The sequence below is a fragment of the Kitasatospora sp. NPDC058063 genome, from assembly GCF_042885395.1.
Taxonomy (GTDB): Bacteria; Actinomycetota; Actinomycetes; order Streptomycetales; family Streptomycetaceae; genus Kitasatospora; species Kitasatospora lactacystinica.
Map to the genome: position 1 here is coordinate 363,410 of NZ_JBHVSD010000008.1, position 20,348 is coordinate 383,757.

Genomic DNA, 20,348 nt, shown 5'->3' on the forward strand with positions numbered 1-20,348 from the left:
CGCGCGGAACGCACGCGCCGAACGTCAGCGCACCGGGTACCCGGCCTCGCGCAGCGCGCCCTTGACGTCGCCGATCCGCAGGTCCCCGAAGTGGAACACGCTGGCGGCCAGCACCGCGTCCGCGCCCGCCTCGACGGCCGGCGCGAAGTCGGCGAGCCTGCCCGCTCCGCCGGAGGCGATCACCGGCACCGAGACGGCCTTGCGCACGGCCCGGATCATCTCCAGGTCGTAGCCGTCCTTGGTGCCGTCCGCGTCCATCGAGTTGAGCAGGATCTCGCCCGCGCCCAACTCGGCGGCGCGGCCCGCCCATTCGACGGCGTCCAGGCCGGTGCCCTGCCGCCCGCCGTGCGTGGTGACCTCGTAGCCCGACGCGGTCTCCGTCCCGGGCGGGCAGCGCCGGGCGTCCACCGAGAGCACCAGGACCTGCCGGCCGAAGCGCTTGGCGATCTCGCGGATCAGCTCGGGCCGGGCGATGGCCGCGGTGTTGACGCCGACCTTGTCGGCGCCGGCCCGCAGCAGCTTGTCGACGTCCTCGACGGCACGGATGCCGCCGCCCACCGTCAGCGGGATGAAGACCTGCTCGGCGGTGCGGCGGACCACGTCGTAGGTGGTCTCCCGGTCGCCGGAGGAGGCGGTGATGTCGAGGAAGGTGAGCTCGTCGGCGCCTTCGGCGTCGTAGAGCTTGGCCATCTCGACCGGGTCGCCGGCGTCGCGCAGGTTCTGGAAGTTGACGCCCTTGACCACCCGCCCGGCGTCGACGTCCAGGCAGGGGATGACACGTACTGCGAGGGTCACGGCTGTTCGCCTTCCAGGGCTTCCAGGGTTTCCAGTGCTTCCAGGGTCTTCGCCAGCCCGGACCGGTAGGCGTCGAGCTCGATCTCGACCATCATCCGGGAGTCGATGAGTCCCTCGACCACCACCATGGTGGCCGCCGGGCGTGCGGCGTCGAAGAGTTCACGGTGGGCGCGGCCCACCTCCTCGGCGTCGCGGACGTGGGTGATGTACATCCGGGTGCGGACCACGTCGTCGATGGTCAGACCGTACGCGGCCAGGGCCTTGAGCCCGACGCCGAACGCGGCGAGGGTCTGCCGGTACGGGTCGCCCTCGTGCTCGATCCGGCCGTCCACCCAGGCGGTGGAGCCGGCCACGTGCACGTGGTCCCCCGCGGCGACCGCCCGGGAGTAGCCGAACTCGTCCTCCCAGGGGGAGAATCCGCCGACCCGGCCGCGCACGACCGCACCGCGCCCGACCGCGCCGTGCCCGACCGCGCCGTGTTCGACCTCGCCGCGTACGATCCGACCATCCGTCATCCTGAAACCGCCTCCAGGGCCTCTTCGAGGGTGAACTTCTGCTCGTAGAGTGCCTTGCCCACGATGGCTCCCTCGACACCCTCACCGACGAGCGAGGCGATGGCGCGCAGGTCGTCGAGCGAGGAGACGCCGCCGGAGGCGACCACGGGCTTGGCGGTCGCGGCGCAGACGTCGCGCAGCAGCTGGAGGTTGGGGCCGGTCAGGGTGCCGTCCCGGTTGACGTCGGTGACGACGTAGCGGGCGCAGCCCTCCTGGTCGAGGCGCTCCAGCACCTCGAAGAGCTGGCCGCCGTCGCGGGTCCAGCCGCGGCCGCGCAGGGTGGTGCCGACGACGTCCAGGCCGACGGCGATCTTGTCGCCGTGCTCGGCGATGGCCTTGGCGACCCACTCCGGGGCTTCCAGGGCGGCGGTGCCGAGGTTGACCCGGGTGCAGCCGGTGGCGAGCGCGCGGGCGAGCGACTCGTCGTCGCGGATGCCGCCGGACAGCTCGACCTTGATGTCCAGCCGGCCGGTGACGTCGCGCAGCAGCTCGTAGTTGGAGCCGGTGCCGAAGGCGGCGTCCAGGTCGACCAGGTGCAGCCACTCGGCGCCGGCGTTCTGCCAGGCGAGGGCGGCGGCGAGCGGCTCGCCGAAGGAGGTCTCGGTGCCGGAGGCGCCCTTGACCAGGCGGACGGCCTGTCCGTCCCGGACGTCGACGGCGGGCAGCAGTTCGAGGCTCATCAGATCCAACTCTCAGACAGTCAGAGGGTGTTGACCCAGTTGGTCAGCAGGGCGGCGCCGGCGTCGCCGGACTTCTCGGGGTGGAACTGGGTGGCCCAGAGCGGGCCGTTCTCGACGGCCGCGACGAACGGCTGCCCGTGGGTGGCCCAAGTGACCAGCGGCGGGTTGATCCGCGCGCTGTGGGCCTCCAGTTCCCAGTGCCGCACCCCGTAGGAGTGCACGAAGTAGAAGCGGGTCTGCGGGTCGAGGCCGGCGAACATCCGGCTCTCCGCGGGCGCGTCCACGGTGTTCCAGCCCATGTGCGGGACGACGGGGGCGTCCAGCGGCTCCACGGTGCCCGGCCACTCGTCGCAGCCGGCCGTCTCCACGCCGTGCTCGACCCCCTTCTCGAAGAGGATCTGCATGCCGACGCAGATGCCCATGACCGGTCGGCCGCCGGCGAGCCGGCGGCCCACGATCCAGTCCCCGCGGACGGACTTGAGTCCGCGCATGCAGGCCTCGAAGGCGCCCACGCCGGGGACGAGCAGGCCGTCCGCGGCCATCGCGGTGTCGTAGTCGGAGCTGACGGTGACGTCCGCTCCGGTCCGCTCCAGGGCGCGCTGCGCCGAGCGGAGGTTGCCGGAGCCGTAGTCGAGGACGACGACGTTCTTGCCCATGTTCAGGTGTCCAGTCTCTGTGCGGCGGGCGGCGGGTCCCGGCGGCGGGTCTACAGGCGCAGGAGGCCGGAGGCCAGGCACATCACGGAGCCGAAGGCGAGCACCAGGATGACGCTCTTCGAGTGCTTCTGCTTCCAGAAGGAGATGACTCCGCCGGCCAGGAAGAGGCCGACGAAGATGAGGATCATCGCGGTATTGCTCACAGCGCACCCTTGGTCGACGGGAGGATTCCGGCCGCGCGCGGGTCGCGCTCGGCGGCGTAGCGCAGCGCCCGGGCCAGCGCCTTGAACTGGCACTCCACGATGTGGTGCGCGTTGCGCCCGTACGGCACGTGGACGTGCAGCGCGATCTGCGCCTGGGCCACGAAGGACTCCAGGATGTGCCGGGTCATCGTGGTGTCGTACGAGCCGATCATCGGCGCGATGCCCTCGGGCTCGGTGTGCACCAGGTACGGCCGGCCGGAGAGGTCCACGGTGACCTGGGCGAGCGACTCGTCCAGCGGCACCGTGCAGTTGCCGAAGCGGTAGATGCCCACCTTGTCGCCGAGCGCCTGCTTGAAGGCGGCGCCGAGCGCGAGGGCGGTGTCCTCGATGGTGTGGTGGGTGTCGATGTGCAGGTCGCCGTCGGTCTTGACGGTGAGGTCGAACAGGCCGTGCCTGCCGAGCTGGTCGAGCATGTGGTCGTAGAAGCCGACGCCCGTGGAGATGTCGGTCCTCCCGGTGCCGTCGAGGTCTATCTCGACCAGGACCGAGGTCTCCTTGGTGGTGCGCTCGACGCGTCCGATGCGGGACATGGGGGTTACAGCTCCTGACTGGCAGCGCGCGCGGAGCGTGCTCGATCAAGGGTGGGGGTGGGCTTGGGCCCCTCCTGTCCGGCGGCGGGCAAGGAGGGAGGGAGGGCGGTGCGGACGGCGTCCAGGAAGGCGTCGTTCTCGGCGGGCGTGCCAGCGGTGACGCGCAGCCACCCGGGGACGCTGTTGTCGCGGACCAGGACGCCCTGGTCGAGGATGGCCTGCCACACCGCGTGGGTGTCGGCGAAGCGGCCGAACTGGACGAAGTTGGCGTCCGAGTCGGTGACCTCCAGGCCCATTCCCCGCAGCGCGTCGACCAGCCGGTCGCGCTCCTCCTTGAGCCGCCCGACGTACCCCAGCAGGGTGTCGGTGTGCTCCAGGCAGGCCAGCGCGGTGGCCTGGGTGACGGCCGACAGGTGGTACGGCAGGCGCACCAGCTGCACCGCGTCCACCACGGCCGGGTCGGCGGCCAGGTAGCCCAGGCGCAGCCCGGCCGCGCCGAAGGCCTTGGACATGGTGCGGCTGACCACCAGGTTGGGGCGGCCCTCGATCAGCGGCAGCAGCGAGGCGCGGTGCGAGAACTCGACGTACGCCTCGTCCACCACCACCAGGCTGGGCCGGGCGGCCTGCGCGGCCTCGTACAGCCGCAGCACGGTGTCGGCGTCCACGGCGGTGCCGGTCGGGTTGTTGGGCGAGCAGACGAAGACCACGTTCGGCCGGTGCTCCGCGATGGCGGCGACGGCGGCGTCCACGTCGATGGTGAAGTCCTCGTTGCGCGGCCCGGAGATCCAGGCCGTGCCGGTGCCCCGGGAGATCAGCGCGTGCATCGAGTACGAGGGCTCGAAGCCGAGCGCGCTGCGGCCGGGGCCGCCGAAGGTCTGCAGCAGCTGCTGGAGCACCTCGTTGGAGCCGTTGGCCGCCCACACCTGCTCACGCCGGACGGGGAAGCCGGTGGTCTTGCCGAGGTACGCGGCGAGGCCCTCGCGCAGCTCGACCGCGTCCCGGTCGGGGTAGCGGTTCAGCCCGCGGGCGGCCTCGGCGACGCGCTCGGCGATCCGGGCGACCAGTTCCTCGGGCAGCGGGTAGGGGTTCTCGTTGGTGTTCAGCTGGACGGGCACGTCCAGCTGCGGCGCGCCGTACGGGGACTGGCCGCGCAGCTCGTCCCGGACCGGCAGATCATCGATGGCAGTCACGAGCCCGGCACCGTCCAATCGAAACGAGCCTTGATCGCGTCCCCGTGCCCCGGCAGGTCCTCGGCGTTCGCCAGGGTGACCACGTGCGCGGCGACGTCCGCCAGCGCCTCCCGGTCGTACTCGACGACCTGGACGCCGCGCAGGAAGGTCTGCACCGACAGCCCGGAGGAGTGGCAGGCGCAGCCGCCGGTCGGCAGCACGTGGTTGGAGCCGGCCGCGTAGTCGCCCAGCGAGACCGGGGTCCAGCGGCCGATGAAGATCGCACCGGCGTTGACCACCCGGGCCGCCACGGCGTGGGCGTCGCGGGTCTGGATCTCCAGGTGCTCGGCCGCGTACGCGTTGACCACGGCGAGGCCCTGCTCCAGGTCGTCGACCAGGATGATGCCGGACTGCCTGCCGCCCAGCGCCTCGGCCACCCGCTCGCCGTGCTTGGTCCTCGCGACCTGCACGGCCAGCTCGGCCTCGACCGCGTCGGCCAGTGCCGGGGAGTCGGTGACCAGCACCGAGCCGGAGGTCGGGCCGTGCTCGGCCTGGCTGATCAGGTCGGCGGCGACGTCGGACGCCAGCGCGCTGTCGTCGGCGAGGACGGCGATCTCGGTCGGGCCGGCCTCGGAGTCGATGCCGATCCGGCCGGCGAAGTAGCGCTTGGCGGCGGCCACGTAGATGTTGCCCGGGCCGGTGACCATGTTCACCGGCGCGCACTCCTCGGTGCCGAGGGCGAACATCGCGACCGCCTGGGCGCCGCCGACGGCGTACACCTCCTCCACGCCGAGCAGCGCGCAGGCCGCCAGGATGGTCGGGTGGACGCGGCCGCCGAACTCCTTCTGCGGCGGCGAGGTGACGGCGATGCCCCGGACGCCCGCCGCCTGGGCCGGCACCACGTTCATCACCACGGAGGACGGGTAGACCGCCAGCCCGCCCGGCACGTACAGGCCGACCCGCTCGACCGGCACCCAGCGCTGGGTGACCGTGCCGCCCGGCACCACCTGGGTGGTGTGCCCGGTGCGGCGCTGGTCCGCGTGCACGGCTCGGGCCCGGCGGATCGACTCCTCCAGCGCGGCCCGGACCTTCGGGTCCAGCGTCTCCAGTGCCGCGGTCAGCTGCTCGGCCGGGACCCGGGTCGACTCCAGCCGGACGCCGTCGAAGCGCTCGGTGATCTCGATCAGCGCCGCGACCCCGCGATGGCGTACGTCCTCGGCGATCGGCCGCACCTTCTCCAGGGCGGCCGCGACGTCGAACTCGGCACGGGGCAGCAGGTCACGCGGGTCGTCCAGCGAGCCGCGGAGGTCGATTCGAGAGATCACGCCACCCAGTGTAAGGAGTGGCCGGAACCGCTGGTCCCGCATTTCAGTCCGTGATACGAAGGGCGAGACGACCGGGGGGACGGGGGAAACCATGGCGGAGCGTGCTCCGGAGGGCTGGAACGGGGTCGAGCGGAGGCTCTGGGAGGCCTACCGCGAGGGCGAGATCCTGGACCTTCGTACGGGCGAGGCGGAGGCCGACGACCCCTTCGGCGACGCCGTCTGGGGCCCCGAGCGCACCGTCCGCGCCGAGGTGCTCGCTCATCTGCTGCTGGCCGGCCCGGAGCCCGCCGCCGGGCGGGTCGCCTCGCTGCGGCTCAGCGGCGTGCTGGTCACCGGGGCGCTCAAGCTGGCCGGCGCCGACATCGACCGCTACGTCGAGGTCCACGGCTGCCGCTTCGACCAGAAGATCCTGATGTCCGAGGCCGTGGCCTCGACGCTGCGCTTCGTGGGCTGCCTCATCCCCCGGCTGGAGGCCTCCCGGCTCTCCACCACCGGCGACCTCCACCTGGCCCGCTGCCGCGTCCCCGAGGGCATCCGGCTCACCGACTCCAAGATCGGCACCGACCTGCTGCTCAACCAGACGGTGGTCGGCGGCGACCGCTTCGCCCGTGCCGTCTCCGCCGACGGGATCACCGTCAACCAGGACTTCGAGGCCGAACGCCTGGAGACCACGGGCGAGTTGAGCATACGGACGGCCCGGATAGGCGGCCGGCTCTCGCTGCGCGGCGCCCAGTTGCGCGCCGTCCCGGAAAAGAACCGCATCTGCTTCAACGCCGTCCGGGTCAGTGTCGGCCACACCCTGTACCTGACCGGCTCCGCCGACCGCGGCTGGTCCGGCTCGCGCGGCTACTACGGCTCCGGCTACGGCGAGTACCCGCCGCCGGACGGCCCGGTCACCCCGTTCCGCGCCTGGGGCCAGGTCCGCCTCTCCGACTCGCGCTTCGACAGCGCCTGCCTGATCTCCGGCGAGTTCCACCTGGCGGACACGGACGAACTCGCGCTGAGCCGCATCCAGACCCCCGAGCTGCGCTTCACCTGCAAGTTCCGCCCCACCGGCACCGTCTCGCTCTCCCGCGCCCGGATCGGCAACCTGGTCGACGCCCCGGAGGCGTGGCCGCTCGGCAAGCACCTGCGCCTCACCGGCTTCGTGTACGAGAACCTGCGTCCGGCCCGCCCCTTCACCGTCCAGCAGCGGATCGCCTGGCTGGAGGGCTCCTCGGTGGACTTCCAGCCGGAGTCCTACGAGCAGCTCGCCACCGCCCTGCGCCGCGACGGCGCCGACGACGACGCCCGCGAGGTGCTGTACGCCAAGCAGCGCCGGCGCCGGCGCACCCTGCCGCTGCCCGCCCGGGTCTGGGGCGCGGTCCAGGACGTCACCGTCGGCTACGGCTACCGGCCCGGCCGGGCGGGACTGTGGCTGCTGCTCGCCTGGATCCTCGGCAGCCTCTGGTTCGCCACCCACCCGCTGGAGCCGCTCAAGGCCGACGAGCGCCCGCACTGGAACCCGGTGCTGTACACCCTCAACCAGCTGCTGCCGATCGTGGACCTCAACCAGGGCGGCTGGAACCCCGCGGGCCTCACCCAGTGGATCTCCGCCGGACTGGTCGTGATCGGCTGGCTGCTCGCCTCCACGGTCGTCACCGGCGCCACCAGGATGCTCCAGCGCGGCTGAGCCGGCCGACGGCCGGCCCGTCGGCCCATCGACCCGTCGGCAGTCGGCGGTCGGCGGTCGGCGGGCGCCGATCGGCCCGTCGGCGGCCGCCTCGTCGACGGCCGACCCCGCCGACCGTGCGACAAGGCCCCCGCCCGGGGAACTACGCTGTCCGCCGTGACAGAACGGCTGCCGCTCTTCCCGCTGAACACCGTGCTCTACCCGGGCCTGGTGCTGCCCCTGAACGTCTTCGAGGAGCGCTACCGCCGTCTCGTCGCCGACCTGCTCGAACAGTCCGAGGACACCCCCCGGCGGTTCGGCGTGCTCGCGATCAGGGACGGCCGGGAGGTCGCCCCGGTCAGACCCGAGGGGGGCCCGGCCGGCCCGCTGGACGGCCTCGGCACCGTCACCGGGGACCCCTTGGAGGCGATGTTCCACATCGGCTGCGTCGCCGACATCGCCTCGGTCGAGCACCAGCCGGACGGCCGCTACGAGCTGCTGGTCACCGGCACCACCCGGTTCCGGCTGCGCTCGGCGGACGTCTCCGGCCCGTACCTGACCGGTGAGATCGAGCCGATCGACGAGCGCCCCGGCGAGGGCTCCGGCGCGCTGGCCTCCGAGGTCGAGCGGGCGTTCCGGGTCTACCAGAAGCGCCTGGCCGGCGCCCGCGAGGCCAGCACCGTCGGCCACCAGGAGCTCCCGGACGACCCGCAGGTGCTCTCCTACCTGGTCGCCGCCGCCTCGGTGTTCGAGACCCCGGTCAAGCAGCAGCTGCTCGCCTGCCCGGACAACGCCCAGCGGCTGCGCGCCGAACTCGACCTGCTGCGCCGCGAGAGCGCCGTCCTCAGCTGGCTGCCCTCGCTGCCCGCCGCCGACCTCACCCGCCAGCGCTTCAGCCCCAACTGACCGAGGACCCCGAGGACCCGACATGGCCAAGAAGCCCAGGAAGGGCGGCCAGGGCACGCCCGCCACCGTCGCCCTGGAAGCCGCCGCCGTCCCGTTCACCGTGCACGCCTACGACCACGACCCGGCCGCCGCGTCCTACGGCGGCGAGGCCGCCGAGGTCCTCGGCATCGCCCCCGAGCGGGTCTTCAAGACCCTCGTCGCCGACGTGGACGGCACCCTCACCGTCGGCGTGGTCCCGGTCGCCGGCCAACTCGACCTCAAGGCCCTGGCGGCGGCCGTCGGCGGCAAGCGCGCCGCCATGGCCGACCCGGCCGCCGCCGAGCGCAGCAGCGGCTACGTCCTCGGCGGCATCTCCCCGCTGGGCCAGCGCCGCCCGCTGCGGACCGTCGTCGACGCCAGCGCGCTCGGCCACCCCACGGTCTACGTCTCGGCGGGCCGCCGCGGCCTCGAAGTCGAACTGGCCCCGGGCGACCTCATCGGCCTCACCAGGGCCAGCACCGCCCCCATCGCCCGCTGAGCGCTGCCGAGCACCCTCCGGGCCCAGCCGAGTGCCCCCGGATCCCCTTCCCCGCGAAAGCGGGGCGCGGGGGCGCGAGGGGACGACGCGTACGTCAGTGCCCCGTACCGCTCCCCGTTCCCGGTCCCGGCTGCGACCCCGGTCCCGGGTACGGCCCGGCCCACGGCCCCGTCGGCGCCCCCGCCGGAGGCACCCCCAGCGGCGACTGCGCCACCGGCGCCCAGTACGGCGGCGGGTCCTCCTCGCGCTTGCCGAACGCCGCCGAAAGCAGGAGCAGCACCACCATCGCCGTCATCGGCCAGACCAGCAGCGCCCCCAGCGCCCCCAGGTCGATGCCCGCGTCGAAGTGCCCGCCGTTGCCGACCCGCCGGGCCTCACCGATCAGGTCGTTGCCCGGCCCGAGCCAGCGCCCGATCCGCCAGGCCCCGATCGACCCGAGCAGCCCGCCGACGGTCAGCCCCAGCGCGACCGCGATGCCGCCGCCGCGCCTGCGGGTGACCAGGAAGGCGCCGAGCGCGGTCAGGATCCCCGCCCCCAGGCAGATGAGCACGAACACCGCGTCGGCGCCGGCCCGCTGCTCCCCCTCGGGGTCGGCGTAGAGGATGCGGTCCCCGTCCACCACCAGCGGCACCTTCGGCGCCAGCCAGGCCCACAGCCCGGCCACCACGAGACCGGCCACCAGGCAGGCGACCACGACCCCCGCCCCGATCCGGACCTCCGGCAGCAGCCGCTGCCCCAGCGGGGTCGTCCCGTGCCCGAGGGCGGTGGCCCCGTACGGCGGCGCGAACGGGTCGGACGCTGCGTCCGGCACCGCCTGCGCATCGCGCGCGTCGTGCACGCCGTGCGGGCCGTGCACGTCGGCGGGGGCGGGATCCGGAGGTGTGTTCGGTACGGTCACGGACCCCATCGTTTCACGACGGCCACTCGAACGACCCACCACCGTACCGACCGCCGTACCGACCGCCGTACCGGCCCGCACCGGCCCGTGCCGCCCCGGACCGGGCAGCACCTCGGGACGGCCCGCCGCGCGACGCCCTACCGCGAGACCGCCCGCCGGTACGCCCAGGTGGCGACGGCCAGCGACACCACGCCCACCCCCGCGCAGACCGCCAGGTCCACGAGCACCAGCGCCCAGTCCGGATCCGGCGCGAACGTCCGCGCGAAGGCGTCCACCCCGTACGTGGACGGCAGCAGGTCCCGCAGCCACTGCACCGGCTGCGGCAGGTGGTTCACCGGCAGCACGCCCAGCAGCAGGGCCGCCGACATCCCGAGCTGCCCGAGCATCGTCGCGATCTCCTGGCGCGGCGCCAGCAGCCCGCAGACCGCTCCCAGCCCGGACAGCGCGGCCCCGGCCAGCGGCACGACCGCCAGCAGCACCCACAGCTGCCCGAGCGGCAGCCCGAACATCACCGCCCCGAACACCGCCGTGGCGAGCGTCCCGGGCAGGGTGAAGGAGGCGTACGCGGCGGCCGCCCCCAGCACCACCGAGGCGGCCGGCACCGGCAGCGTCGCGTAGTGGTCGAGCCCGCCGGTGGCCCGCAGCTTCCCGAAGTACTGGGCGAGCAGGTTCAGCGCGACGAAGGCCACCACCAGCACGCTCGAACCGGCGACCACCGACCGCGCCTCCGAGGACTGGCCGGCGTCCACCACGCCCCGCATCATCACCAGGATGCCCACGGACTGGAAGGTGGCCACGAACAGCAGCGGGATGCGCGCCACCCGTGCCCGGGCGAGCTGCGCCCGGTACACGGCCGCGAGCGCCGGCAGCAGCCTGGCCGCGGGGGCGAGCGGAGCGGGGGCGGCCGTGGACCGGTCGGTCCGCGGGGGCACCGAGAGCAGCGTCACTTGGCCAGTCCTCCGTGGCGGCCGCCCAGCTTGAGGTACGCGTCCTCAAGGCTCGGGGTGGCGAGGGTGAAGTCGTCGAGGGCGGCGAAGGCCGGGCCGGTGGTGACGGCGGCGACCAGTTCGCGGGCCTGCTCGGGGGTGGTGCGGACGGTCCAGCGGCGGCCGGTGCACTCGGCCCGCTCGCGCAGCGCGGCGACGGCGGGCACGCCGACCGGCGCCTCGTCCCGCCAGACCAGGTCGAGCCGGACGTCACCGTCCACCAGCGCCTTGAGCCCGCCGGGCGTGTCGCAGGCGATCACCCGGCCGTCGTCCACCACGGCGACCCGGTCGAGCACCGTCTCCGCCTCGATCACGTTGTGGGTGACCAGCAGCACCGTCGTGCCGTGCTCGGCGCGCCGCCGGTCCACGGCGCTCCACACGGCCCGCCGGGCGACGGGGTCCATGCCGGTGGTGGGCTCGTCCAGGACGAGCAGCGGCCGGTCCCCCACCAGGGTGGCCGCGAAGCAGGCGAGCCGCCGCTGCCCGCCGGACAGCTTGGCGAGCGGCCGGGTGGCGAGCGGCTCCAGCCCGAGCTCCGTCAGCACGTCCGCGGCCGTACCGCGGGCCTGGGCCCGGGTGAGTCCGCGCAGCCGTCCGGTGGTCTCGGCGGCGAGCGCCACCGTCAGCTCGTCCAGCGCGGTGGATTCCTGCCCGAGGTAGCCGAGCAGCCGGGCGGCCCGCTCGGGGTGCCGCACGATGTCGTGGCCGAAGAGTTCGACGGATCCCGAGTCGGGGCGCAGCAGCCCGGTGAGCTGGCGCACCAGCGTCGACTTCCCGGCTCCGTTGGGCCCGAGCAGCCCGAAGATCTCGCCCCTGCGGACGGTGAGGGTGATCCCGTCGTTGGCCCGGATCTCGGTGGCGGCCGCGCCGCGCCCGCTGCGGTAGGTCCTGACCAGGTCGCGCACGACGGCGCACGGCTGGGGTTCCTCGGGTGCTCGCCCGGCCGTCTCGTTCACGACCGACGACTCTACGCGCTCGTACGGGCGAACCGGACAACGGGGCCCTGCCGACCCCCGGGCCGCCGGCCAGTTCGGCTCAGTCGTCGACGACCATCGACCCGCCCGGCACCCGGGCCGCCAGTTCCTTCCAGAACCCGGCCCTGATGGCGTAGCGGTCGTGCTCGTCGATCTGGTCGTCCTTGTGCGCCAGCAGCCCGAAGCGGGCGGCGTAGCGCAGCAGCTCGCCGTCCACCCGGTGCGGGATGCGCGGGTAGTCGGGCCAGAGCATGGTGAGTCTCTCGGTGTCGCCGACGCGGTCGCTCCAGCGGCGGGCGAAGACCTGCCCGACTTCGTGGGCGTCGCCGCCGATGGAGGTGATGTCCTCCTCGCGGTCGGCCCAGCGCTGCTCGGCGGTGGTGAGCTGGGCGAGGGTGGGCAGGCTGTCGCCGGCGGTGACGGCGGGCTCCGGGGCGGGCCGGTCCACCCAGCCGCGGTCGGAGGACCAGCGCAGCACCGGCCCGGCCTGCGCGACGGCCCCGTGCCCGTTGACCCCGTGCCCGTTCGCGGCGTGCCCGTTCGTGCCGTGGCCGGTGGCCCCGGGGCCGCCGGTTCCGTTCGCCGACGGGGTGATCGCGGTGACGGAGGAGGTCCGGCCGGCGAGGTCCTTCGGCGTCGGGACGACCTTGAGCGCGGCCGCGGCCGGCTGCGGCCGGCCGTCGGCGTCGGGGTCCGCTCCCGCCGAGGCCGCGGCAGGGGCCGAGGCGGCCGAGGCGGCGGCCACCGGACGGACCACCGGCGGCACCACGGTGGGCGGGGCGGCCGGCGGGGCGGCGAGGATCTTGGCGATCTCCTGCCGGGCCCCCGGGGCCGGGAACATACTGGAGTGCTCCCGCAGCGAGAAGGACCCCTCGATCCACTCCCGGTCCAGCACCCGCCGCTCGTCCGCCTCGCCGACCAGGTCCTCGGACTGGTTGAAGTCGCCGTCGGCGGCCTGCAGGGCCCACAGGTGGACGGCCACCCCGTGTTCCTTGGCGGTCATCATGCCGGGCAGCAGGTCCCCGTCACCGGTGATCAGCACGACGTCGGCGCAGGCCCGGTTGCGGGCGAGTTCGGAGAGTTCGGCGTGCATCGCGGCGTCCACGCCCTTCTGCACCCAGCGTCCCTCGGCCCGGGTGAGCGCGCCGAGCCGTACGGTGACCCGGGGCAGTACCCGCAGCCGCCGGTGCTCGGGCATCGGGCGCCGGTCGGGCGCGGCGTCGAACCAGTAGATCCGCAGCAGCGGCAGCCCGGTCTCGGCCTCGGCGCGCTCGCGCAGTGCGGTGATCAGGGCGGTGTGGTTCACCGTGACCTTGGACCGGGACGGATCCCCGGCGAGCAGGCTGGCGGCGGCGCCCAGCAGATATCCGGCGTCCACCAGGACGACACAGCGGTCCATCGCGCACCTCTTTTCGCTCGCCCTCGGAATCAGTCGGGTGGGTCGATTCGGGAATGGGCGGTCCTCCCGCCGTCCGGGCGTGCCGAGGTGAGGGGCCCCCGTCGTCGCCCGATCGTTGGGTCACCTTTTACCCCCGGTTCGCCCGCCGAACCTCGCCGGTTGTCCCGGTGCCGCAACAGCCGCCCCGGCGCGGAGCGAACAAAAGCGAAGGCGGGCCCCGTACAACGACGAGGCCCGCCCGAGGTCACGCGGCGGCGTTCCGACCGGTGGACGCCGGTGGTCCGGTCCGGGGGTCCGGCCCCCGCGCACGACCGGAGGTGCTCAGCCCCTGAGCTCGGCGGCGACCAGCTCGGCCAGCTGGACGGCGTTCAGTGCGGCGCCCTTGCGCAGGTTGTCGTTCGAGACGAACAGCGAGAGTCCGTTGTCCACCGTCTCGTCCACCCGGATGCGGCCGACGTAGCTCGGGTCCCGGCCGGCGGCCTGGAGCGGGGTGGGGATGTCGGACAGCTCGACGCCGGGGGCGCCGCTGAGCAGCTCGACGGCGCGCTCGGGGCTGATCGGGCGCTCGAAGCGGGCGTTGATCTGCAGCGAGTGGCCGGAGAACACCGGGACGCGCACGCAGGTGCCGGCGACCTTCAGCTCCGGGATGCCGAGGATCTTGCGGCTCTCGTGGCGGAGCTTCTGCTCCTCGTCGGTCTCGTTGGAGCCGTCGTCCACGACGGAGCCGGCCAGCGGCACCACGTTGAAGGCGATCGGCCGCTGGTAGACCTTGGGCTCCGGGAACTCGACGGCACCGCCGTCGTGGGCGAGCGCGGCGGCGCCCAGCTCGACGACCTTGGCGGCCTGGTCCTGGAGCTCGGCGACGCCGGCCACACCGCTGCCGGAGACGGCCTGGTAGGTGGAGACGACGAGCGCGGCCAGGCCGGCCTCCTCGTGCAGCGGGCGCAGCACGGGCATGGCGGCCATGGTGGTGCAGTTCGGGTTGGCGATGATGCCCTTGGGGCGGTCCGCGACGGCCTCCGGGTTGACCTCGGAGACGACCAGCGGGACCTCGGGGTCGCGGCGCCAGGCGGAGGAGTTGTCGATCACGACGGCACCGGCCGCGGCGACCTTGGGGGCCAGGGCCTTGGAGGTGGAGCCGCCGGCCGAGAAGATCACGATGTCCAGGCCGGTGTAGTCGGCCGTGGCCGCGTCCTCGACGGTGACCTCGGTGCCCTGCCAGGGCAGCGTGCGTCCGGCCGAGCGGGCCGAGGCGAACAGCCGCAGCTGCTCCACGGGGCCCAGGCCGCCTTCACGACCAGCGCGCTCCGCCAGGATCTCGCGGACCACGCCGCCGACCTGGCCGGTGGCACCGACAATGCCGATCTTCATCTCCGACTACTCCTCTGAATGGTGCTGTTCACAGCCGCACTCTGCCCATCATGCCTTGTCACGCGGGTGGGGCGGCCTGGTGTTCCACGGTGTGAGAGGCCGCCCGGACGGGGGCTACTGGTCCAGACCACTGGCGAGGGCCAGTGCGGCGTCGACCTCCGCCCGCCCGGCCGGCAGCAGCGGCAGCCGCACGTCCGGGGTCGGGATGCGGCCCTGGGCGTGCAGCACGCCCTTGGTCACCGACGGGTTCGGCGCCGTGAAGGCGGACAGCGCCAGCCCGGTCAGCCGGTGCCCGAGCGCCCGTGCCCGCGCCACGTCCCCGGCCTGCCAGGCCTCGGCCAGCTCGACGAACCGGGCGGTCGCCAGGTGGGCGGAGGCGAGGATGCCGCCGGCCGCGCCCAGCGCCAGCATCGGCGAGAGGAACGCGTCCTCGCCGGTGAGGAAGGCGAATCCGGCGGGGGCGTCGGCGAGCAGCTCGGCGGCCGCCTGGTCCAACCCCCCGGTCGCGTACTTGACGCCCACCACGCCCTCGATCGCGGCGAGTTCGCGCAGCGCGGCGGTGGAGAGCTGCTGCCCGGTGCGGTACGGGATGTGGTAGACGATCAGCGGCAGCGGGCTGCTCGCGGCCAGTGCCCGGAAGTGCGCGACCGTCCCGGCCTCGCCGGCCCGGACGAAGGACGGCGTGGTGACCAGCGCCGCCGCCCGCGGCACCCGCGCGCCGAGCGCGGCCAGCGCCTCGCCGACGGCCCGGGTGTCGCCGCCGGAGGCTCCGACGGTCAGCTGCGCCCCGCGCGTGGCGCAGGCGGCCGCGGCGACGTCCACCACCGCGTCCCGCTCCTCGGCGGTCAGTGCGGCCGGCTCGCCGGTGGTGCCGAGCGCGACCAGCCCGGCCGCCCCGGCGTCCAGGACCTCGTGCGCCAGCTTCCCCAGTGCGTCGAGGGCGACGGAGCCGTCGGCGGCAAAGGGGGTGATCAGGGGGACGTGGATGCCCTTGAGTTCCATGTCCACGATCCTGCGGCCCGTCGATCGCCCAGGTCCAGTTCATATTTCCGACGCTTCTCGTAAGCTGAGCCGATGCTCGACTAGGCTGGCCCGATGCTGGACGTCCGACGCCTGCGCCTGCTGCGCGAACTCGCCCACCTCGGCACCATCGCGGCCGTCGCCGAGGCGCTCTCCTTCAGCCCTTCGGCGGTGTCCCAGCAGCTGTCCGTCCTGGAGAAGGAGGCGGGCGTCCCGCTGCTGGAGCGCACCGGACGGCGGGTCACCCTCACCCCGGCCGGGCTGGGCCTCGTCCGGCACGCCGAGGCGGTGCTCGCCCTGCTGGAGCAGGCCGACGCCGAACTCGCCCACGCCAAGCGGGGGTTGGCGGGCCCGCTGCGGATCGGCACCTACCCGTCGGCGGCCCGGGCGATCATCCCGGCGGTGCTCGCCGAACTGGCCGGCTGGCACCCGGGGCTGGAACCGATGGTCACCGAGGTGGACCCGGCGGCCGTCGGGGCGGCCCTGCGGGCGGGCGAGCTGGACGTGGCACTGGTGCACGAGTACGACCTCGTCCCGGCCGACCCGGAGCCGGGCCTCGCGGTGACCCGCCCGGTCTTCACCGAGCCCATGTACCTGGCCGCCCGCACCCCGGGCACCGTCGCCGAGCAGCGCGGCGCCCCGTGGATCATGTCCCCGCCCGACACGCTCTGCCACACCATGGCCGTCCGGGCCTGCGAGGCGGCGGGCTTCGCACCGCGCATCCGGCACCAGATCGACGACTTCACCACCGTGCTGGCCCTGGTCGCGGCCGGCCAGGGCGTCGCCCTGGTCCCCCACCTGGGCACGGCCGGCCTCCCGCCCGGGGTCGTCCTCACCCGCCTGCCGATGTACCGCCGCACCCGCGCCGCCTTCCGCGCCGGCGCCGGCTCCCACCCGGCCATCTCCGCCTTCGTCTCCGCCCTGCACACGGCCGTCCCGCCGGGTCTGGGCGGCGGCACCTGAGCCGGCGCCCCCGGCAGGGGCTCCTCCCCGGACGCGAAAGGCCCGGGGCGCCCACCGCGACGGGTGCCCCGGGCCTTTCGCCTCCGCGCTCCTAGCCCGCCAGGCAGCTCGGCCCGAGCAGCTGCTTCAGGTCCCCGAACAGCGCCGGGTCCGACTTCACCCGGTGCCGGTCCAGGCGCAGCACCGTGGTCTTGTTGCGGCCCTCCAGCCGCACCCGCACCTCGGTGGTGCCGCGGTGGCTGCCCAGCACCTCGCCGAGCCGGGCCACCAGCGGCGGGGTGACCTTCCCGCTCGGGATGTTGATGACGATCGGCGCCTCGGCGTGCGCGTTCGACAGGTCGGGGGCGGACAGCTCCATCCCCATCAGCCGCGGCACGTCCTCCCGCTTGTCCAGCTTGCCGCGCACGAAGACGACGGCGTCCTCGACGAGTTGCGAGGACACCAGCTGGTAGCTGGCCGGGAAGAACATGCAGTCGATCGAGCCCGCGAGGTCCTCGACGGTCGCGATGGCCCAGGCGTTGCCCTGCTTGGTCATCTTCCGCTGGAGGCCCGAGATGATGCCGCCGATGGTGACGATCGTTCCGTCCGGCCGCTCCGCGAGGTCCGCGACCGCGCAGTCCGCCTTGTCGGCGAGCACGTGCTCGATGCCGTGCAGCGGGTGCGAGGAGACGTACAGGCCGAGCATCTCCCGCTCCTGGGCGAGCAGGAAGGACTTCTCCCACTCCTCCTCGGAGAAGACGACGTCCAGGCCGAAGCTCGGCTCGTCCGCGGTGGCGTCGCCGCCGAAGAGGTCGAACTGCCCCTCGGCCTCCTTGCGCTTCACGCCGACGACGTTGTCGATCATCGGCTCGAACTGCGCGCTCAGGCCCTTGCGGGTGTGGCCGAGCGAGTCGAAGGCACCGGCCTTGATCAGCGATTCGACGGTCCGCTTGTTGCAGACCACCGACTCCACCTTGTCCAGGAAGTCGGGGAAGGACGCGAACTTCCCCTTCGCCTTCCGGGTCCGGATCATCGAATCGACCACCGGCCCGCCGACGTTGCGGATGGCGGTCAGGCCGAAGCGGACCAGGGTGTCACCGTGCGGGGTGAAGTCCGAGTCCGACTCGTTGACGTCCGGCGGCAGCACCTGGATGCCCATCTTGCGGCACTCGTTGAGGTAGACCGCGGACTTGTCCTTGTCGTCCTTGACGGAGGTGAGCAGGCCGGACATGTACTCGGCCGGGTAGTTGGCCTTGAGGTAGGCCGTCCAGTACGAGACCAGCCCGTAGCCGGCGGTGTGCGCCTTGTTGAACGCGTAGCCGGAGAAGGGGACGAGGACGTCCCACACGGCCTGGATGGCCGCGTCGGAGTAGCCACGCTCGCGGCAGCCCTTCTGGAAGGGGACGAACTCCGCCTCCAGGATCTCCTTCTTCTTCTTGCCCATGGCCCGGCGCAGCAGGTCCGCCTGTCCGAGCGAGTAGCCGGCCAGGATCTGCGCGGCCTTCTGCACCTGCTCCTGGTAGACGATCAGGCCGTACGTCGGCCGGAGCACCTCCTCCAGGGGCTTCTCCAGCTCCGGGTGGATCGGGGTGATCTCCTGCTGGCCGTTCTTGCGCAGCGCGTAGTTGGTGTGGGAGTTGACGCCCATCGGGCCCGGACGGTACAGCGCCAGAACGGCGGAGATGTCCTCGAAGTTGTCGGGCTTCATCAGGCGCAGCAGCGAGCGCATCGGCCCGCCGTCGAGCTGGAAGACGCCGAGCGTGTCGCCGCGGGCGAGGAGTTCGTAGGTCGGCTTGTCGTCGAGCGGCAGCTTGAGCAGCTCGATCTTCTCGCCCTTGTTCCGCTCGATCGCCTTGACGGCGTCGTCCATGATCGTCAGGTTGCGCAGGCCGAGGAAGTCCATCTTGAGAAGGCCGAGGCCCTCACAGGTCGGATAGTCGAACTGCGTGATGGTGACGCCGTCGGTGTGCCGGGTCCAGACCGGGATGTGGTCGGTCAGCGGCTCGGCGGACATGATGACGCCGGCGGCGTGCACACCGGGCTGGCGGATCAGGCCCTCGATGCCGCGCGCGGTGTCGATGACCTTCCGGACGTCCGGGTCGGTCTCGTACAGCCCGCGGATCTCGCCGGCCTCGCTGTAGCGCGGGTGCGAGGAGTCGGTGATGCCGGAGAGCGGGATGCCCTTGCCCATGACGTCCGGCGGCATCGCCTTGGTGATCCGGTCACCCATCGCGTACGGGTAGCCGAGGACGCGCGAGGAGTCCTTGATGGCGGCCTTCGCCTTGATGGTGCCGTACGTGACGATCATGGCGACCTTGTCGGATCCCCACTTCTCCGTCACGTAGCGGATCACGTCACCGCGCCGGCGCTCGTCGAAGTCGATGTCGACATCGGGCATGGAGATGCGCTCGGGGTTGAGGAAGCGCTCGAAGATCAGGCCGTGCGGGATGGGGTCGAGGTCGGTGATGCCCATCGCGTACGCGACCAGCGAGCCGGCCGCCGAACCACGGCCGGGGCCCACCGCGATGCCCTGGCTCTTGGCCCACATGATGAAGTCGGCGACGACGAGGAAGTACGCCGGGAACCCCATCTGGATGATGGTGTCCATCTCGTACTCGGCGAGCTTCTTGTGCTCCTCGTCGTACCCGCCCGGGAAGCGCCAGTCCATCCCCTCCCAGACCTTGGACTTGAAGAAGTCCGCCTCGGACTCGAAGCCCTCCGGGATGGGGAAGCGGGGCATCAGGTTCTTGAACTTGAACATGCCCTCGGTGTCGACCCGGGAGGCGACGAGGAGCTGGCTGTTGCGGCAGCCCTCCTGCCAGGCGTCCGAGGAGTCGAGGGCGTACATCTCGGCGGCCGACTTGATGTAGTAGCCGGTGCCGTCGAAGCGGAAGCGGTCCGGGTCGGAGAGGTTCTTGCCGGTCTGGACGCAGAGGAGCAGGTCGTGCGCCCCGGCGTCGGCCTCGGTGGTGTAGTGCGAGTCGTTGGTGACGACCGGGGGGATGTTGAGCTTCCTGCTGATCTCCAGCAGCCCGTCACGGACCCGCTTCTCGATGTCGAGGCCGTGGTCCATCAGCTCCAGGAAGTAGTTCTCCTTGCCGAAGATGTCCTGGTAGTCGGCGGCGGACTTCAGCGCCTCGTCGACCTGGCCGAGGCGCAGCCGGGTCTGCACCTCGCCGGAGGGGCAGCCGGTGGTGGCCATCAGACCGCCGGACAGCTCCGCGATCAGCTCCTTGTCCATCCGGGGCCACTTCACCAGCCAGCCCTCGGCGTAGGAGCGCGAGGTCAGCTTGAAGAGGTTGTGCAGGCCCTCCTTGTTGCGGGCCCAGATGGTCTTGTGGGTGTACGCGCCGGACGCGGAGACGTCGTCCCGCTTCTGGTGCGGCTGGCCCCACAGGATGCGCTTGGTGTTGGAGCGGGACTCCGGGGCGACGTACGCCTCGATGCCGATGACGGGGGTGATGCCCGCGTCGGTCGCCTGCCGGTGGAACTCGGCGGCGCCGTACATGTTGCCGTGGTCGGTCATCGCCACATGGGTCTGCCCGAGGCGCCCGACCTCCTTGAACATCTGCTTCAGCCGGGCGGCACCGTCCAGCATCGAGTACTCGGTGTGGACGTGCAGATGCGCGAACGGCTGATCGCTCAAGGCGGGGCCTCCGGAGGCTCTGGTGCTGGTCTGGTGGGCCGGCGAACGCGCAGGTCACAGGGGATG

Annotated in this window: 19 protein-coding genes; 4 read left to right on the plus strand and 15 right to left on the minus strand. The window is 73.0% G+C overall.

Translation table 11 applies throughout. The features are described 5' to 3' along the window. Positions 1 to 24 precede the first annotated feature (24 nt). From hisF to hisD, 8 genes are read right to left on the minus strand one after another with little or no spacing between them, the layout of a single operon-like run. Positions 25 to 795 carry an imidazole glycerol phosphate synthase subunit HisF gene (gene hisF / locus ACFVUY_RS17010; RefSeq protein WP_387693442.1) on the minus strand — a complete coding sequence of 257 codons (771 nt, stop codon included), beginning with the start codon at positions 793 to 795 and terminating at the stop codon, positions 25 to 27. Beyond that, positions 792 to 1,310 carry a RidA family protein gene (locus ACFVUY_RS17015; protein WP_387730642.1) on the minus strand — a complete coding sequence of 173 codons (519 nt, stop codon included), beginning with the start codon at positions 1,308 to 1,310 and terminating at the stop codon, positions 792 to 794. Before ACFVUY_RS17015 ends, hisF begins: the two co-directional genes overlap by 4 nt. Then, positions 1,307 to 2,029, minus strand: a complete 723-nt coding sequence (gene priA / locus ACFVUY_RS17020) for a bifunctional 1-(5-phosphoribosyl)-5-((5-phosphoribosylamino)methylideneamino)imidazole-4-carboxamide isomerase/phosphoribosylanthranilate isomerase PriA (RefSeq protein ID WP_380548722.1) — start codon at positions 2,027 to 2,029, stop codon at positions 1,307 to 1,309. The genes ACFVUY_RS17015 and priA overlap by 4 nt, the downstream gene beginning before the upstream one ends. Positions 2,030 to 2,049: 20 nt before the next feature. Then, on the minus strand, positions 2,050 to 2,685 hold the full coding sequence (gene hisH, locus ACFVUY_RS17025) for an imidazole glycerol phosphate synthase subunit HisH (RefSeq protein ID WP_359908295.1): 636 nt from the start codon (positions 2,683 to 2,685) through the stop codon (positions 2,050 to 2,052). Between the two features lie 50 nt (positions 2,686 to 2,735). Beyond that, complete coding sequence (locus ACFVUY_RS17030) at positions 2,736 to 2,888, minus strand: hypothetical protein (RefSeq protein ID WP_359908297.1); 153 nt, start codon at positions 2,886 to 2,888, stop codon at positions 2,736 to 2,738. Next, complete coding sequence (gene hisB / locus ACFVUY_RS17035; RefSeq protein ID WP_049650368.1) at positions 2,885 to 3,478, minus strand: imidazoleglycerol-phosphate dehydratase HisB; 594 nt, start codon at positions 3,476 to 3,478, stop codon at positions 2,885 to 2,887. The genes ACFVUY_RS17030 and hisB overlap by 4 nt, the downstream gene beginning before the upstream one ends. Before the next feature lie 5 nt (positions 3,479 to 3,483). Continuing rightward, positions 3,484 to 4,668 carry a histidinol-phosphate transaminase gene (locus tag ACFVUY_RS17040; protein WP_387730644.1) on the minus strand — a complete coding sequence of 395 codons (1,185 nt, stop codon included), beginning with the start codon at positions 4,666 to 4,668 and terminating at the stop codon, positions 3,484 to 3,486. Then, complete coding sequence (hisD, locus tag ACFVUY_RS17045) at positions 4,665 to 5,972, minus strand: histidinol dehydrogenase (protein WP_387693445.1); 1,308 nt, start codon at positions 5,970 to 5,972, stop codon at positions 4,665 to 4,667. The genes ACFVUY_RS17040 and hisD overlap by 4 nt, the downstream gene beginning before the upstream one ends. Before the next feature lie 91 nt (positions 5,973 to 6,063). Here hisD and ACFVUY_RS17050 point away from each other — a divergent pair, with 91 nt between their 5' ends. The 3 genes from ACFVUY_RS17050 to ybaK all read left to right on the plus strand — a co-directional run bounded on the left by ACFVUY_RS17050 (position 6,064) and on the right by ybaK (position 9,046). Next, the gene (locus ACFVUY_RS17050; RefSeq protein ID WP_387693446.1) at positions 6,064 to 7,644 is read left to right on the plus strand and encodes an oxidoreductase; all 1,581 of its coding nucleotides are present in this window, start codon (positions 6,064 to 6,066) and stop codon (positions 7,642 to 7,644) included. Between the two features lie 156 nt (positions 7,645 to 7,800). Then, a complete protein-coding gene (locus ACFVUY_RS17055; RefSeq protein ID WP_387730646.1) occupies positions 7,801 to 8,529 on the plus strand; it encodes an LON peptidase substrate-binding domain-containing protein in 729 nt (242 codons plus the stop codon). A gap of 22 nt (positions 8,530 to 8,551) precedes the next feature. Beyond that, positions 8,552 to 9,046 (plus strand): Cys-tRNA(Pro) deacylase, encoded by a 495-nt coding sequence (gene ybaK / locus ACFVUY_RS17060; protein ID WP_387693447.1) that lies wholly within the window; start codon positions 8,552 to 8,554, stop codon positions 9,044 to 9,046. Between the two features lie 94 nt (positions 9,047 to 9,140). Here the strand turns inward: ybaK and ACFVUY_RS17065 are convergent, their stop codons facing one another. The 6 genes from ACFVUY_RS17065 to ACFVUY_RS17090 all read right to left on the minus strand — a co-directional run bounded on the left by ACFVUY_RS17065 (position 9,141) and on the right by ACFVUY_RS17090 (position 15,676). Further along, complete coding sequence (locus ACFVUY_RS17065; protein WP_387693448.1) at positions 9,141 to 9,944, minus strand: hypothetical protein; 804 nt, start codon at positions 9,942 to 9,944, stop codon at positions 9,141 to 9,143. Positions 9,945 to 10,081: 137 nt separating this feature from the next. Next, on the minus strand, positions 10,082 to 10,891 hold the full coding sequence (locus ACFVUY_RS17070) for an ABC transporter permease (RefSeq protein ID WP_387730649.1): 810 nt from the start codon (positions 10,889 to 10,891) through the stop codon (positions 10,082 to 10,084). Next, positions 10,888 to 11,886: an ABC transporter ATP-binding protein gene (locus ACFVUY_RS17075; protein WP_387694843.1), complete on the minus strand. Its 999-nt coding sequence runs from the start codon at positions 11,884 to 11,886 to the stop codon at positions 10,888 to 10,890. Before ACFVUY_RS17075 ends, ACFVUY_RS17070 begins: the two co-directional genes overlap by 4 nt. A gap of 79 nt (positions 11,887 to 11,965) precedes the next feature. After that, entirely contained in the window at positions 11,966 to 13,303 is a 1,338-nt protein-coding gene (locus tag ACFVUY_RS17080) for an NYN domain-containing protein (RefSeq protein WP_387730651.1), read from the minus strand. Between the two features lie 321 nt (positions 13,304 to 13,624). Then, positions 13,625 to 14,674, minus strand: a complete 1,050-nt coding sequence (locus ACFVUY_RS17085) for an aspartate-semialdehyde dehydrogenase (RefSeq protein WP_359908324.1) — start codon at positions 14,672 to 14,674, stop codon at positions 13,625 to 13,627. 114 nt (positions 14,675 to 14,788) lie between these two features. After that, complete coding sequence (locus ACFVUY_RS17090) at positions 14,789 to 15,676, minus strand: dihydrodipicolinate synthase family protein (RefSeq protein WP_387730653.1); 888 nt, start codon at positions 15,674 to 15,676, stop codon at positions 14,789 to 14,791. Between the two features lie 93 nt (positions 15,677 to 15,769). Between ACFVUY_RS17090 and ACFVUY_RS17095 the strand changes: the two genes are divergently transcribed. Continuing rightward, the gene (locus ACFVUY_RS17095) at positions 15,770 to 16,657 is read left to right on the plus strand and encodes a LysR family transcriptional regulator (protein WP_380548688.1); all 888 of its coding nucleotides are present in this window, start codon (positions 15,770 to 15,772) and stop codon (positions 16,655 to 16,657) included. 91 nt (positions 16,658 to 16,748) lie between these two features. On the opposite strand, the gene dnaE is transcribed toward ACFVUY_RS17095, so the two are convergent. Next, positions 16,749 to 20,282, minus strand: a complete 3,534-nt coding sequence (dnaE, locus tag ACFVUY_RS17100) for a DNA polymerase III subunit alpha (protein ID WP_387730656.1) — start codon at positions 20,280 to 20,282, stop codon at positions 16,749 to 16,751. Between the last annotated feature and the right edge of the window lie 66 nt (positions 20,283 to 20,348).